Below are 15,909 nucleotides of genomic sequence, written 5' to 3'. Positions count from 1 at the left end.
ACATGGAACCCATTTATCTTGATCATGCTGCAACAACGCCCGTACATGCTGATGTATGGGAGGCTATGTTGCCTTTCTATACAGCAAATTATGGTAATCCTTCTAGCACGCATAGTTTTGGCCGTGCCGCTAGAACCGCGCTTAATCGCTTCCGCGACGGCATGGCGAAATCCCTAGGCTGTCTGCCTGGTGAGCTAATTTTCACAAGCGGTGGAACGGAAAGCAATAATATGGCGATCTTTGGGATCATGGATGGGGTTCAAGCAGGGAAGAAGCATATCGTGACGACTGCGATAGAGCATCATGCTGTACTGCATCCCTGTGAACGCTTGGAGAGCCTTGGATTTGAAGTCACATACCTGCCAGTAGGTCCGGATGGACTTATTCAAATAGAAGATGTGGAAGCGGCTATTCGTCCCGATACAGCTCTTATCTCTATGATGTATGTGAATAATGAAGTGGGCACGATTCAGCCGATTGAGCAAGTTGGCCGGCTCGCCAGACAGCATGGCATTCCTTTTCATGTCGATGCGGTGCAAGCATTAGGTAAGCTGCCTCTGAATCTTGCTGATCTTCCTGTCGATCTCATGAGTCTGTCAGCCCACAAGATATATGGACCCAAAGGTGTCGGAGCTTTATATGTTTCGAGACATACGAAATTGCTTCCCCACGTTTACGGTGGTTCTCAGGAACGCAAGCGCCGAGCAGGAACGGAGAATGTAGCAGCTATCGCAGGCTTTGCCAAAGCAGTAGAAACCATTCTTCCGCTTCAAGAAAGTAACTATGCACAGGCAAGTGAGCTTCGCGAACACATGATTGCCATCTTAGAGCAGCAAATAGGCTGTGATCAATTTATCATTAACGGGCATAAGGCAGGGTGTGTTCCCCACATCTTGAACATCTCCTTTCCTGGTATCTCTACAGAAACGCTTTTGATGAACCTTGACTTAAATCAGGTAGCTGCAGCAAGCGGCTCCGCATGCACGTCTGGCTCGCTTGAAGTTTCTCATGTCTTACAAGCCATGAAACTTCCAGAAAATGTGACACTCTCCGCGGTACGATTTAGCTTTGGAATGGGGAACTCTAAAGAACAAATCGAAACGGCTGCCCATAAAATTGCAACCATTATTGAGCGGTTGCGTAATAAGTAGTACTGGGTAGTTCTAGGAGGCGTTACGCTTGCGCAGAGCGCATGAATTAATAGGACTTCCCGTGTTAACCGTTGAGTCGGGTAAGCAAGTTGGAGAAGTAAAGGATTTATTGATTGACCCAACGTGGAACATAAGCGGCATCGTGCTCGAAGCGAAGACGTGGTTCTCGTCCTTACGATACATATCATGGGAGGGAATCGTCGCAGCCGGAGAAGATGCTATAACCATACCGAACGACAGTGTCATTTGCGAATTTGGGCAGAAGAATGAGTGCCATGCTTTTCTTGAGGGAAGCGACAAGATAAAGGGACTCCCGGTGATCACAGTGGGAGGGCACGAATTAGGCGTGGTAGAAGATGTTTATTTAAACCAGAATTGGGGAAAACAAATAGTAGGTTATGAATTGTCCGAAGGGTTTATTTCTGATTTAAAAGAAGGGCGAAAGTGGCTTCCCATGCCGGATAAGGCAACCATAGGGGAAGATGCAATCATCGTGCCTGGACATTGCGCTCAGGAAGTAGAAGAACTCTTCGTATCCAAAGAAGAATAGGGTGAGCATGATGCGTTGTCCAAACTGTAATTCCAAAGATATTGGAAAGATCGGTTCTCATCAATTTTACTGCTGGGGTTGTTTTATCGAACTCAGCGTAAACGGAGATAAAATGTCCGTTTATCAAGTAGAAGAAGATGGTACGTTAAGTTCTCTGGATGATTTGTTTTTTGAGGAAGAAGTTTCTCATATCCACGAGCACGTGAACTAAAGTTAACTTAATAAACGTTATTTTTCGAGCGATATTTCGCTTGGAGAATAGCGTTTTTTTGTCTTTCGGTGACAATTAAGGGTTAATTTGGGCAGGTTGTACACATACTGTATGAGCGCAAGTTAGAATTCAAATGACAGAGGTGGAGGCAGCATGGAAAGCTTTTCGAGTAATAAATGGTTCAAGGGACTGATTTATGGCCTATTAATCTTAGTCGGTTTATATTTGCTTCTGCTCATTAAGCCTATTTTATTTCACGTTTTTACATTCGTTAAAGCCATTGTTATGCCGTTCTTCATTGCTGTCATCATTTCGTATATCCTAAATCCAGTTGTCACGATATTGAATAAAAGGAAAGTGCCGAGAACCATTGCCGTTTTGTTGATTTATAGTGTATTTATCACATCGGTGACGGTCATTATCATGAACATGACGCCGATGTTTATCGAGCAAGCTGCGGAATTAAATGAGCATATGCCGCAAATGGCCATGCGCGCACAATCCCTGGTAGACGGCTTTAATCAAAATCAATTATTGCCTGACAGCGTGCGAAATGGCTTTAATCATTCCATTGGCAAGCTGGAGTCGAAGATTTCCATGGCCGTGGCCAATTATATGAATCAGATCGGCACGACGATCAATATGCTATTTGTTGCTTTTATCGTGCCATTCCTCGCCTTCTACATCTTAAAGGATTTCCAGATTATTGAGAAAACTGCGCTAGCCATCGTGCCTGTGAAACATCGCAAAAAAACCGTCTCCCTGCTTATGGACATTGATACGGCGCTTGGCAACTATATCCGTGGACAGCTCCTCGTGTGCTTCATTATTGGGGTGCTAGCTTATTTAGGCTATTGGCTGATTGGCATGCCGTACCCATTGCTGTTAGCTAGCGTGGTCGCGATTTTCAATATCATCCCTTATATGGGGCCTTTTTTCGGTGCCGCGCCTGCCATTATTATGGCTTCAACCGTCTCGTTAAAAATGGTACTGTTCGTCGCACTCGTTAATTTGACCGTGCAGATTCTGGAGGGGAATGTGATTTCTCCCCAAGTGGTTGGTAAAACCCTGCACATGCATCCATTGTTTATCATCTTTGCCTTGCTAGTAGGCGGAGAAGTGGCAGGGGTTGTTGGTTTAATCTTGGCTGTTCCGTTCTTTGCTGTGATGAAGGTCATCGTTCAGCATGTGTTCATCCATTTTGTTCATAAACCAACAACTTAGGTGGATCGTGTGGTAAACATGCAGAAGACGCACAAAACCCCTTGAGCCATGACTTGCGGGATCATGGACCAAGGGGTTTTGCACGAGGGTTGAGGAGTTGTTGAAAGGTTGTGGCCCATACGTAAACCATAATGGACTACGGAATAAGTGAGTAAATAACAAGCTGTAAGTTGTAAGTTCGATAATGAAAATCATTATCAATAAACCTAGTATACTTCTATTGAGAATCATTGTCAACGATGAGTTTTCAAATTTTTCTGATGCTTATTTTTATCGTCTCCTTGGCTGTCATCCTCTTCTTTTTGCTCTTTTTGTTCTTGAAATTCCACATGGGATTGGCCTGTAATATAGTCAAAAGGATTATAGCGGCTATCAGGTATCTCTTTTTTAATCAGTGTTTTCGCCATAATATAGATAATTAAGACGAAGATGGGGAAGATGAGACCGAGCAAGGTAAGTGTAGGTATGTCCATTTGAAGCACCTCCATAGGCTTTATTCTACAGTATAATGCCCTCATATTGACAGGCAACCCCCATAAAGTTATAATTTGCCTTATCTATATGTGAATTAAAGCGTTGATGAAACTTAGTAAGCCATAGCCCATCGTCAGAGAGAAGGTTCCGCTTGGCAGTGATTGCTGCGAAGATCGGCTGGAAGAACCTTTCGGTGTTAGGATGGCCCAAAGCTCGTTTCGGAGCGTGGATGAACTCCACCGGTTGGACCCGTTAATAATCCGCACAAGGAGATTGGATTCGCTCTAAGCCGTTGGTAGAGGGAGCACGAATGCAATAACCAGGGTGGTACCGCGATGATTCGTCCCTGTTAGCTGCAGGGGCGTTTTTTGTTTGTTTGTAAACTTATTCTAAATATGGAGGCTCACAGAGATGAAAGCAAGTGAAATTCGTTCGAAATGGTTGCAATTTTTCGCAAGTAAAGGGCATAAGGTCGAGCCGAGCTCCTCATTAGTCCCTCACAACGATCCATCTTTATTGTGGATTAATGCGGGGATTGCACCGTTGAAGCCTTATCTAGATGGTCGTGAAATTCCTGAGAATCCGCGTATTACGAATGCTCAGAAATGTATCCGTACCAATGATATTGAAAACGTTGGTAAAACGCGTCGTCACCATACATTCTTTGAAATGCTTGGCAACTTCTCCATTGGTGATTATTTCAAAAAAGAAGTTATTCCTTGGGCATGGGAGTTCCTAACGGATCCGCAATGGATCGGCTTTGATCCGAATCGGATCTCGGTAACGGTTCACGAAGATGACGAGGAAGCTTTCGAAATTTGGAATAAACAAATCGGCATTCCTGAAGAACGTATCTATAAGCTAAAAGAAGATAACTTCTGGGATATCGGTGAAGGCCCATGCGGACCGTGTACAGAAATTTTCTATGATCGCGGCGATAAATATGGCGACTTGTCGGATCCTGAGTGCTGGCCTGGCGGCGAGAATGAGCGCTTCCTTGAGGTGTGGAACTTGGTATTCACACAGTTCAACCACAACTCCGATGGCAGCTACACACCGCTTCCGAACAAGAACATTGATACAGGCGCAGGCTTAGAGCGTTTTGCATCTATTCTACAAGATGTGGACTCGAACTTCGATACTGATCTCTTTAAACCTATTATTGAGAAAACGTGTGAACTGACTGGTGTCGCTTATCACGTTAACGATGATCATGATGTGGCTCTGAAAGTCATTGCTGACCATATCCGTACAGTTGCTTTCTCAGTAGGGGATGGTGTACTTCCTTCCAATGAAGGTCGCGGCTACATCATTCGCCGTTTGCTGCGTCGGGCAGTACGTTATGGGAAAGTCCTTGGCTTGGATAAACCGTTCTTATTCAAGTTAGTGCCTACGGTTGGCGACATCATGGGTGTTTATTATCCGGAGGTTGTTGATAAGCGTGAGTTCATCGAGAAGGTCATTCGTACCGAGGAAGAGCGTTTCCATGAGACATTGAGCGATGGTTTGATCATTCTTGCCGAGATGGTTCAGAAAACGCAGCAAGCGGGAACGAATCAAATTAGCGGACCGGATGCATTTAAACTTTATGACACGTATGGCTTCCCATTTGATTTGACGGAGGATTTTGCTTCGGAGAAGGGGTTAACCGTTGATCGTGCAGGCTTTGATGCTTCCATGCAGGAGCAGCGTGATCGCGCTCGTGCAGCTAGCAACAAAGAAGGCGGCATGAAGGTTCAAGGCGGGCCGCTGTCCGAATTGACGATTAAAAGCGAATTTGTTGGATATAATGAATTGGTAGTTACTGCTAATATCGAGGCGATTGTTCATGAGAATGAACTTGTGGAGCTTGTAGGTGTTGGCGAAACGTGTCAAGTCGTTCTAGATCGTACGCCTTTCTACGCAGAGAGCGGTGGTCAAGTTAGCGATCACGGTACGATTCGCAATGATCAAGTGACGCTGCAGGTTATTGATGTGATGAAAGCGCCGCATGGCCAGCATGTACACAAGGTACTAGTGGAGTCAGGTGTTCTTCGCAAAGGAGACGCTGTAGAAGCTGTTGTTGCTTCTGCGCCTCGGACAGATATCATTAAGAACCATACGGCAACTCACTTGCTGCACAAAGCGCTTAAAGAAGTATTAGGCTCGCATGTTAATCAAGCAGGATCTCTTGTAGAGCCGGATCGACTGCGGTTTGACTTCTCCCATTTCGGCAGCATTACGAGTGAAGAGCTGCAGGATGTCGAACAGCGTGTGAATCAACAAATTTGGAATAGCACGAACGTTGATATTTCCCTCAAAGCGATCGCAGATGCGAAAGCAATGGGCGCAATGGCGTTATTCGGCGAGAAGTACGGCGATATCGTACGCGTTGTACAAGTCGGCGATTATTCCTTAGAGCTATGCGGAGGCTGTCACGTTCAAAATACAGGACAAATCGGCCTATTCAAAATTGTAAGTGAATCGGGGATTGGCTCCGGTGTGCGTCGGATTGAAGCTGTTTCTGGACGCAGTGCTTACGAATATTTAGATGGGCAATTGCAATTGCTGAAAGAAGCTGCTGGCTTGCTGAAATCGAACATCCAAGACGTTCCCAAACGTGTAGATGCTACGTTGCAGCAATTGAAGGAGCTAGCACGCGAGAATGAGTCACTTCGCGGTAAGCTTGGTCGTATTGAAGCAGGTTCGCTTACAGATCAAGTGAAGCAAGCTGCGGGTGTTTCTGTTCTAGCTGCACAAGTCAATGCTGCTGATATGGATTCTCTTCGTAACATCGTTGATGAGATGAAAGGGAAGTTAGGTTCGGCTGTCATCGTCCTTGGCGCTGCTGCAGAAGATAAAGTGAACCTAGTTGCTGCTGTAACACCTGATCTTGTTGCGAAAGGTTTCCATGCGGGTAAAATTATTAAAGAAGTCGCACAAGCAGTAGGCGGAAGCGGCGGCGGGCGTCCGGATATGGCACAGGCCGGCGGTAAGGATGCATCTAAGCTGCAAGCAGCTTTAGCTAGTGTCGAGGGGCTTCTATCCCAATTTGTATAATTATTTTTCTAATGGACAGGAATTTTTAAAACCACAGAGAATATATCACATGTATAACGCAAGTTTTTTTCAATTATTTTACAAAGGTCACAAGGAAGTGGGGTGCTCCTGATGAGTTCCATGGACAAAACGATGAAGTTCAATGTGAAGGCGGAAGAGATCGAAACTTCGCCGAAGGATGTATTGCTGGCGGTGTATGATGCTCTTCAGGAAAAAGGGTATAATCCGATTAACCAAATTGTTGGTTATTTACTTTCGGGAGATCCTGCCTACATTCCGCGACACAATAATGCGAGAAGCCTCATTCGTAAACGGGAACGGGATGAACTGATTGAAGAATTGGTTCGTGCTTATCTGGGTCAACACAAATAGAAGAAAAGAGAACCAGCATGAGATGGATGGGCTTAGATTATGGGGATAAAACCATCGGTGTCGCGTTAAGCGATGAGCTTGGATGGACGGCTCAAGGGCTCGAAGTGATTCGCCGTAATAAGCCGGGAGAAGACATTGAACGGCTTATCCAGATTGTTAATGAATATGGCGTATCACAAGTGGTTGTCGGGTTACCCAAGAATATGAATAATACGATTGGGCCACGCGGCGAGATTGCGATTGCTTTTTCAGAAGAATTAAAACAAAAGATCAGTGTACCAGTACACCTATGGGATGAGCGATTAACGACCGTAGCCGCCACACGGACGCTCCTTGAAGCAGATGTAAGCCGGAAGAAACGGAAGCTAGTCATTGATAAGATGGCCGCTCAATTAATCCTGCAAGGGTACATGGATGCCAATATGAAGAGGTGAATGAACATGTCCAAAGAAGAATTGCGTGAAGAAGAACCAGAAATCATTTACATCCCGGACGATGAAGGCAACGAAGAAGAGTTCGAGGTTATCATGAAATTCGAAGTGGACGGTTCAGATAAGAAATATATGATGGTTGTGCCGACAGATGGCGGAGACGAAGAATCCGATGAAGTCTATGCCTTCCGTTATGAAGAAGACGACGATGGCGAGGATTTGAAGCTCTTCACGATCGATGACGAAGAAGAGTGGAACATTGTGGAAGAAACGTTCAACACCTTAATGGCGGAGTTCGACGAGGAAGAAGAAGCATGAGTTTGACAACACCTTCTGATGTATTGCGCAAAACTTACGGGGATGATATCCTGTTGTCTGACGACCAAAGTGAGTCGACGGTGTATCATCTTCTGAAAGAATTCGTCTATGAGAACCAAACGTATGCCGTTATGCAATCTGATGCACTGAAGAAGGAAGAGGAAGTTGCCCTTTTTCGTGTCATCTCAAATGATGACGGTGAATACGAACTAGTGACCATTGACGATGACGATGAGTGGGAAACGGTTTCGGAGCTATACGACGAGATGGTTTTTCCTGAGCAGGACGACTTGTAAGAAGAAGATAACCGAGCGGAGTTTATCCGCTCGGTTTTGTTGTGCATATGGTTAATGCTAGTAAGGGAAGCTAGTGCCAAAGGCTTGACGATGGACATTCTTAGGGGGAATCGAAGCGTTGTGAATATGGATTATGAACAGGAAGAATCACATAAGCCTAAACGTAGTGTGTTGAAATGGGTATTGCTTAGCTTCAGTATCGTTGTGTTACTTGTTCTTGGTACGGCAGGCGGAATAGGTTTGTTTATCGCAAGTGCGCTGCAACCAGTGGAAGCTTCTGATCAGGAGGTCCGCATATCCATTCCGCAAGGCTCCAGCTCCATACAGATCGCAGAGGAATTGAAAACCAAGGGACTCATTAAGAATTCTTCTATTTTTACCTATTATTTAAAATGGAAAAAGCAGGGCTCTAAATTTCAAGCTGGCGAATACGCGATGAAGCCAGGCATGACCTTTGTAGAGATGATTGATAAGCTCAACAAGGGTGATGTCGTAAAGGAAGAAATGGTTCGTATCACGATTCCTGAGGGCTATACAATCGAGCAAATTGCTGCCAAAGTGAGCGAGCAGAGCACTTGGAAGAAAGATACATTTCTGGGGCTTGTCGATGATCCATCCGGATTTAAAGTGGAGACAACAGCCTCGATTCCGGACAGCAAGAATTTAAGACACCGATTAGAAGGGTATATCTTCCCTGAAACCTATGAATTTAAGAAAGGCTCCACGGAGAAAGAATTCGTTGAGCGATCTTTGGAGCAGCTAGACAAAAAGCTTGCAACGCTTCCGTCGGACTGGAAGGACAAGCTGAAAGCACGTAATTTAAGCATTCATCAAATGCTGACGATAGCCTCGTTAATCGAACGGGAGGTTGTTGTTGACAGCGAACGAGCACTCGTTTCAGGTGTCATTGTGAACCGTTTGAAGATGAACATGCCACTTCAGATCGATGCGACGGTGCAGTACTTGTTTGATAAGTCGAAAGAGCGGTTATTAGAAAAGGATCTTCAAATTCAAAGTCCGTATAACACGTATTTGAATACTGGATTGCCTCCAGGTCCGATTGCCAGTCCAAGTCTGGCCTCCATTAAAGCGGCGATCTATCCAGATGAAACGAAATATGTCTTCTATGTCACCAAGAAGGATGGCACGATGGGTCATCTGTTTGCAGAAACCTTCGAAGAGCATAAGAAGAATATTGCCAATAGTAAGAAGGCCTCGAATTAAGCATAATGAGCGAATTAAGTTGACAGAAGGTAGGTAAGCATGACGTGAATAAACCAGAATTAGTCATCAGCTGTGGTTCCATTGCTGAGTTGAAACAAATGATACTTGCAGGTGCGGACGCAGTTATTATCGGGGAAGATCGCTACGGGCTTCGTATGCCTGGCGAAGTGAAGCTAAGCGAGATCGGGGAAGTGGTCACTTGGGCTCACGAGCGAAACGCGAAAGTCTATGTGGCGGTCAACAATATTTTGGATAATCAAACACTTGAGGGTTTAAAAGAGTACTTAGCGGCCCTACAGTCTTATGGGGTAGATGCGATTATCTTTGGAGATCCAGCTGTCGTCATGACGGTGCGTCAGTTGCCTGAGCCTTTGCCGATGCATTGGAATGCTGAGATGACCTCGACGAATTATGCAACTGCGAATTATTGGGGGAAGCAAGGTGCAGTACGCGTTGTACTAGCGAGAGAGCTGAACATGGAGCAGGTGCTTGATTTTAAAGCGAAGTCGGAGATTTCTGTAGAAGTACAAGTTCATGGGATTACGAATATTTATCATTCCAAACGCGAGCTGGTCAAAAATTATATGGCGCATCAGGGGAACAAGGTGGAAGAAGATCGTTCGAAGGAGCGGGGGCTATTCCTGATTGAGCACGAGCGTCGCGACCAACGTTATCCCGTCTATGAGGATCGCAATGGTACGCACATCATGAGTTCCGAAGACTTTTGTATGCTGGAAAATTTACCAGAGCTCATTGATGGGCATATTGACAGCTTGAAAATTGAAGGATTGCTCAAATCCTCACAATACAATGAAACGGTTGTAAAGAGCTATCGCGCAGCCATTGATGCCTATGTGGCTAATCCGGAGGGATATGAATTCCAGCAGGCATGGTTGGATGCAATAATCGCACTGCAGGATCCTGAGCGTGAGCTGAGTTACGGATTTTTCTATAAAGAACAGGTATATTGATCGAAGAAAGAAGGTGCTCTCCTAGATGACTACAGCCGTAGAAGCACGAGCCAGGGGTAAGCGAGTAAGACTTGATAAGCCGGAGCTGTTAGCTCCAGCAGGTAATTTAGAAAAACTGAAATTTGCGATCCATTATGGCGCAGATGCTGTATATATTGGTGGACAGAAATATGGATTGCGTTCGAACGCAGATAATTTCTCCAAAGAAGAAATGCGTGAAGGAGTCGAATTTGCGAAGCAATACGGTGCCAAGGTATTCGTGGCAACGAATATTTACGCGCATAACGAAGATATTGAAGGTTTGGATGAGTATTTGCGAGGGCTGCAGGAGGTCGGTATCTCAGCAATCATTGCTGCTGATCCCATTATCATGGAAACATGTAGACGTGTTGCTCCAGAGCTGGAAGTCCATGTAAGTACGCAGCAGTCCGTGATGAACTGGCAAACCGTTCAGTTCTGGAAAGACCAGGGGATCGAGCGTGTGGTATTGGCACGTGAGGTGAGCATGCAGGAAATTGATGAAATCAAAGCGCATGTGGATGTTGAAATTGAGGCTTTCATCCATGGTGCGATGTGCAGTTCTTATTCCGGACGATGCGTCTTGTCGAATCATTTCACCGATCGCGATTCGAACCGCGGCGGCTGTTCGCAATCGTGTCGCTGGAAATATGATCTCTTCACGAAGGATCAGCCTCTTGATGCGCCACTGGCGACGGATTTCCCTATGTTCGCTGAGGATGACGATGCCTTTACCATGGGGTCCAAGGATTTAAGCATGATTGATCACATCGCAGATATGATTGAATCAGGTGTAGACAGCTTCAAAATCGAAGGTAGAATGAAAAGCATTCATTATGTGGCAACCGTCGTGAATGCCTATCGTCAGGCGATTGATGCTTATTTCGAGGATCCTGAGCGCTTCGAGCTCAATCCTGTCTGGCAGGATGAGATTCATAAAGCGGCGAATCGACCATTGAACGATGGATTCTTTTATGAAGCGCCGGGTCATGAGGATCACATATTCGAGCCGGAGGATAAGGTTGTAGGCTTCGACTTTGTGGGCTTGGTTATGGGATACAACGAAGAGACAGGTGTTGCTTTAATTCAGCAACGAAATCATTTCAAACCTGGTCAAGAGATTGAATTTTTTGGTCCGGAGGGTACGCATTTTAAACAAACGGTTGGCGTCATTCATGATGAAGCGGGGCAAGATTTAACCGCGGCTAGACATCCGTTGCAGCTAATTCAACTAAAAACAGAATATCCTGTCAAAAAATGGGATATGATGCGCAAGAAAACAGGCAAATAGTACCATGGAAGCTTTCTCCAGTGTAGGTTATATTGGAGAAAGCTTCATTTTTTTATATTCTTTTGATCGGATTATAGAGGATATTGGAAATGAATGTCGAAATTCATCAGTGACAAAGTATGTAAACCTTTTCATTTTGCGCGAAAGTTAGAAAAGGTTAATTAGAAACTAATGGTGGTGAACGAAATGACAAAAAGACCTCAAGGTATGCGCTCCATTTTAAACAAAGTAGTTCAAGCAGCTGGTCAAGTTCGAAGGGGTCGAAATGTTGACACAGCAGGTGGGTCAGCCTCACCAAATGGTACATATGCATTCAAAAGTTCTAGTAACATTAAGCTCGAAAATCCAGTGAAATCAGTGGGTATGAAGTTGTTTCTGATGTTTTTTGTCAGTATTCTGTTTTTCGTTATTACGGTAGGTCTGATTTCGTATTCGGTCTCCAAAAGTGTTATTAAGAACAAGGTATCCGAATCCAGTTTACAAACGGTAACTCAAGCAGGTCAGAAATTAGATTTCCTTTATCAGACCTTTGATGATGTTTCCCTACAAATTATGTTAAATAAAGAGTTACAAGAGCTGCTTGATAAGGTTCCGAAATTGGAGGCTTCCTCCTATGAAGCACTTGATGTTACGCGTCAATTAACAGAGAAATTAAACGTAGTTACTTTCTCAAACAAATCAATTAAAACGCTTCATCTGTATCGTCCCGATGGTAAGCTAATCGTGATTACAGGGGCTGGCGGCGCTCCGGCAGTAGAGAACTCGGCGACAACGGATTGGTTTAAACGTACGGTTGAAAATGCGGGTAAGGTAACATGGTTGGACAGTCAAGCCAAAGGTTACTCAAGCAGCTCCGCAAATACATTTGCGATTAGCCGTCTGATGCGTAATACGTTAACGAACTCGTCAACAGCCGTTCTAGTGCTAGAGCTTAGTGCAGACATTTTGACAAAAGAGTTAAGCGGAATGTCGTTAGGTGACGATAGCAATGTCATCATTACGAATGCTGAGAATAAAAACATTGCTGTAAAAGATATGACTTTGGTTGGGAAAGATGCTTCTGTTCAACTTACAAAGGAACAGGTTGAAGAAGAACACGGTTCCTTTATCACGAAGGACGATCACCTGGTTGCTTTTTATAAGTCGAATGTATCTGGATGGAATCTAGTTGGTGATATTCCAGTCAGTGCGCTTGTCAAAGACGCGAAGAAGATTTTCAATTACACATTGCTAATCGCATTGTTTGCGGCTATTGCAGCCATCATCATCGGTATTGTTGTTGCTAGAATGATCGGAAGTCCGCTCATTAACCTGCGCAACCTGATGCAGCAAGGTGCCAAAGGAAAGCTAACCGTTCGTGCCAATTACAAGTCGCAAGATGAGATTGGCCAGCTGGGAGCCAGCTTCGACGTGATGATGCAGCAGATTACGACACTTGTACAGCAAACGAGCACATCTGCTCAAGCGGTATTTGAAACTGCGCAAGAGTTGACGAATTCCTCCAAAGTGACAGCAACTGCAGCAAGAGAAATTGCTGTTGCAACAGATGAAATCTCCAATGGTGCAGGCGGATTGGCGACAGAGTCGGAGAAGGGGAACGAGCTAACTCACCATATCGGCATTCAAATGAAGCAAGTAATTGAAGCCAACCTCGAGATGGGCACTGCAGCAGCGGATGTTCAAACCTCCAGTGAGCTTGGAACGAAGTACATGTCGGAGTTAATCTCCAAAACAAACCTGACGGAAGAAATGATCCGTTCCATGGTTGATAAAGTTGATCGTTTGAAAGATAGTACACGTTCGATCCGTAAAATTCTAGATGTTTTGAATAACATGACGAAGCAAACGAACATCCTTTCCTTGAATGCAACGATTGAAGCAGCACGTGCAGGCGCAGCCGGCAAAGGCTTCATGGTCGTAGCCGATGAGATTCGTAAGCTGGCTGATCAATCGAAGCAATCCATTGACGTCGTAGGTCAAATTACCGAAACGATTCAACGAGAAATCGATGAAACAGTTAAAGTGCTTTCGACGGCAACGCCAATTTTCCAAGAGCAAATTTCGGCAGTTAAAGAAGCAGATACGATCTTCAAACAAGTGACGAATCATATGAGTGGCTTTATTGTTCAGTTGAGCACTGTGAGTGATTCCATTTCGACGCTTGAACAATCACAAGTGGTGCTATCTGATGCCATGACGAATGTTAGCGCAGTTGCAGAGGAATCACTGGCTACTTCCGAGGAAGTTGCTTCCCTAAGCTCCGAACAACTGAGCATCAGCGATGGTTTGGTGAAATTATCGGACAAGCTGGATCTATTGTCCAAGTCACTGACCGATACATTATCCAAATTCGAAGTATAAGCTATCATTCATACATCCACTCTCCAGTAGGAGGGTGGATTTTTTTGTTTTTTCGCGCAGCTACAGCGGTTTGACGGATTGCAAGAATGCCGATACTGAAAGCAAAGAGGGTTATATTGGCATTGTAAAAAGGGGTTCATACTATGAATGATAATCAATTATCATCGCATGAGAAAAGGCGCATGTTTCTGATGCTGTTTTTGATACTGCTCTTATTTCTAGGTATTTTTGGCAAGCTATTCTGGATCCAAATCGCCGCAACGGAAAGCTACTCCTCCCGAGGCATCAATCTGGTGAAAAATTCTGTGATCCAGCGTCAACGCGCACTTGTCTTGGAAAGCGGGAGAGGCGAGATTCTAGATCGCAATCTCCAGCCATTGACGGGAAAGATTGTGAAAGCGTTAGTCGCCTTTCCGATCAACAATGAATTTGCGATGAATCAGCAGGAATTGAGTCAATTAGCACGTATTTTGCAGACGAATAAGGAGAGCTGGGTTTCCTTCTCACGAAATTTGAAAGAGCCTCAAGTATGGGGGACACAAGATGGGGGGAAGGCAATCGCGCTGAGCGAGCAGCAAGTTCATGGAATTGATGGCTTAAATGTACCGAATGTCAAGGTAGTCGAAATGGAAGATCGCTATCCGACGGGGATGACGGCGCGGCAACTGGTCGGTTTTATCGGACAGAATCCGGATCGTGTGATGCAAATATACAGCTCGGACCTGGAAAAAGGCAGAGTTGCGTTAACGTCGAAAATAGGCGGAGCCGGCTTGGAGAAGTCGTTCGATACTTGGCTTCGCGGTATAGGTGAAACCTCGATTTCCTACTTCACCGACGCTGGGAAGAGACCGCTAGCGGGTCTCGATGCTCGAATGATTGCTCCAGATAACTCCTTCTATCCTGTGAAGTTAGTCACGACCTTGGATAGCCGCGTGCAGCAGCAAATAGAAGCCTTAATGGATAAACTGAATATTCGCGAGGGGGCCGCTGTGGTGCAGGAGGCGGCGCATGGCGATGTGATTGCGATGGCCAGCAGACCCAACTATAATCCGTTGCAGGTGGATTTGGCTAGTAACAATTGGAGTAATTATGCTCTCAAAGCAACGGCGCCGGGTTCGATTTTCAAAACGATTGTGGCGGCAGCCGCACTGGATGAGAAGGTGGTTACGCCAACGGAAACGTTTGATTGTGAAGGTGCGCTTGGGAAGTATGGCTTCACATGCTGGAGGAAAGACGGGCACGGGCCATTAACGTTAGAAGAGGGCTTTGCGCAATCGTGTAATATTGTTTTTGCGAATGTCATGCTGCGTCTAACAGCCGCCCAATTAGAGAAGTATGCGAATAAGCTGGGTGTGCTAAATGAAGTAGGCTGGACAGGGAAAACCGATACGAGGGATGTATTTGAACAATTTGATTCCGAGGAGACGGGCCAATTATTTGCTGCGCATACTCCGGAGAATGATGAGGGCGTTCTGATGCAAACGGCCATTGGACAGAGGGATGTCAGAATGACGCCTTTGCAGGCGTCGAATATGATTGTGACCCTGCTTCATGAGGGGAAGGGCTTCGAGCCTAGGGTAGTTCAGGAAATCCGTTATCAAACCGGGCGTGAGATGGAGTCATTTCCCGTGAAAGCTTTATCCTCGGAGGATGGCAAAATTTCAGCTGCCACTAGTCGGACACTCCTTAGTTGGATGAGGGAGGTTGTCACGGAAGGGACAGGTCAAGGTTTGCAAAGCGCCAAGTGGAAGCTGGCAGGTAAGTCAGGAACAGCACAAATCCAAAATGGGAACCAAGAGAAAGTGAATCAATGGTTCATTGGTTATGGCCCGGTGGAAAAGCCGCAGTACGCCGTTTCTGTTGTTATTAAAAATACCGACCCTAACGAAAGTAATAAAGCGATTCCTTTATTTAAAGGGATTATGGACATTTTGGCTAACCAAGGGTTGTCAAACAGTAAATAAAAGGTATCATGGAG

15 protein-coding genes are annotated in these 15,909 nt (G+C 45.2%); 14 read left to right on the top strand and 1 reads right to left on the bottom strand.

Going from position 1 to position 15,909, the window contains the following annotated elements; translation table 11 throughout:
* Positions 1-2 precede the first annotated feature (2 nt).
* The 4 genes from AC58QO_RS21050 to AC58QO_RS21035 all read left to right on the top strand — a co-directional run bounded on the left by AC58QO_RS21050 (position 3) and on the right by AC58QO_RS21035 (position 3,136).
* Positions 3-1,151, top strand: coding sequence for a cysteine desulfurase family protein (locus tag AC58QO_RS21050; RefSeq protein ID WP_497268920.1), 1,149 nt, complete (start codon positions 3-5; stop codon positions 1,149-1,151).
* 28 nt (positions 1,152-1,179) lie between these two features.
* Complete coding sequence (locus tag AC58QO_RS21045; protein WP_497268919.1) at positions 1,180-1,701, top strand: PRC-barrel domain-containing protein; 522 nt, start codon at positions 1,180-1,182, stop codon at positions 1,699-1,701.
* Positions 1,702-1,708: 7 nt separating this feature from the next.
* Positions 1,709-1,912 carry a YrzR-like zinc ribbon domain gene (locus AC58QO_RS21040; protein WP_028555750.1) on the top strand — a complete coding sequence of 68 codons (204 nt, stop codon included), beginning with the start codon at positions 1,709-1,711 and terminating at the stop codon, positions 1,910-1,912.
* Positions 1,913-2,065: 153 nt separating this feature from the next.
* Positions 2,066-3,136 (top strand): AI-2E family transporter, encoded by a 1,071-nt coding sequence (locus tag AC58QO_RS21035; RefSeq protein ID WP_497268918.1) that lies wholly within the window; start codon positions 2,066-2,068, stop codon positions 3,134-3,136.
* Positions 3,137-3,369: 233 nt separating this feature from the next.
* On the opposite strand, the gene AC58QO_RS21030 is transcribed toward AC58QO_RS21035, so the two are convergent.
* Complete coding sequence (locus AC58QO_RS21030; RefSeq protein ID WP_497268916.1) at positions 3,370-3,609, bottom strand: DUF3951 domain-containing protein; 240 nt, start codon at positions 3,607-3,609, stop codon at positions 3,370-3,372.
* A 412-nt stretch (positions 3,610-4,021) separates the two neighbouring features.
* On the opposite strand from AC58QO_RS21030, the gene alaS reads away from it, so the two are divergent.
* The 10 genes from alaS to AC58QO_RS20980 all read left to right on the top strand — a co-directional run bounded on the left by alaS (position 4,022) and on the right by AC58QO_RS20980 (position 15,895).
* The gene (gene alaS, locus AC58QO_RS21025) at positions 4,022-6,649 is read left to right on the top strand and encodes an alanine--tRNA ligase (protein ID WP_497268914.1); all 2,628 of its coding nucleotides are present in this window, start codon (positions 4,022-4,024) and stop codon (positions 6,647-6,649) included.
* A gap of 111 nt (positions 6,650-6,760) precedes the next feature.
* Entirely contained in the window at positions 6,761-7,021 is a 261-nt protein-coding gene (locus tag AC58QO_RS21020) for an IreB family regulatory phosphoprotein (protein WP_028555746.1), read from the top strand.
* Between the two features lie 17 nt (positions 7,022-7,038).
* Entirely contained in the window at positions 7,039-7,455 is a 417-nt protein-coding gene (gene ruvX, locus AC58QO_RS21015) for a Holliday junction resolvase RuvX (RefSeq protein WP_068665576.1), read from the top strand.
* A gap of 6 nt (positions 7,456-7,461) precedes the next feature.
* The gene (locus AC58QO_RS21010) at positions 7,462-7,770 is read left to right on the top strand and encodes a DUF1292 domain-containing protein (protein WP_056610485.1); all 309 of its coding nucleotides are present in this window, start codon (positions 7,462-7,464) and stop codon (positions 7,768-7,770) included.
* A complete protein-coding gene (locus tag AC58QO_RS21005) occupies positions 7,767-8,066 on the top strand; it encodes a DUF1292 domain-containing protein (protein ID WP_497268912.1) in 300 nt (99 codons plus the stop codon). The genes AC58QO_RS21010 and AC58QO_RS21005 overlap by 4 nt, the downstream gene beginning before the upstream one ends.
* A 126-nt stretch (positions 8,067-8,192) precedes the next feature.
* On the top strand, positions 8,193-9,290 hold the full coding sequence (gene mltG / locus AC58QO_RS21000; RefSeq protein WP_497269186.1) for an endolytic transglycosylase MltG: 1,098 nt from the start codon (positions 8,193-8,195) through the stop codon (positions 9,288-9,290).
* Positions 9,291-9,334: 44 nt separating this feature from the next.
* Complete coding sequence (locus AC58QO_RS20995; protein ID WP_497268910.1) at positions 9,335-10,261, top strand: peptidase U32 family protein; 927 nt, start codon at positions 9,335-9,337, stop codon at positions 10,259-10,261.
* Positions 10,262-10,286: 25 nt separating this feature from the next.
* Positions 10,287-11,570 (top strand): peptidase U32 family protein, encoded by a 1,284-nt coding sequence (locus AC58QO_RS20990; RefSeq protein ID WP_497268909.1) that lies wholly within the window; start codon positions 10,287-10,289, stop codon positions 11,568-11,570.
* 186 nt (positions 11,571-11,756) lie between these two features.
* The gene (locus AC58QO_RS20985; RefSeq protein ID WP_497268907.1) at positions 11,757-13,931 is read left to right on the top strand and encodes a methyl-accepting chemotaxis protein; all 2,175 of its coding nucleotides are present in this window, start codon (positions 11,757-11,759) and stop codon (positions 13,929-13,931) included.
* A gap of 143 nt (positions 13,932-14,074) precedes the next feature.
* A complete protein-coding gene (locus tag AC58QO_RS20980; RefSeq protein ID WP_497268905.1) occupies positions 14,075-15,895 on the top strand; it encodes a peptidoglycan D,D-transpeptidase FtsI family protein in 1,821 nt (606 codons plus the stop codon).
* The last annotated feature ends 14 nt before the right edge of the window (positions 15,896-15,909 follow it).

The organism is Paenibacillus sp. J31R30 (assembly GCF_059692115.1).
Note: the sequence above shows the minus strand (reverse complement) of the source record. Positions and strands in the feature narration are given on the sequence as shown.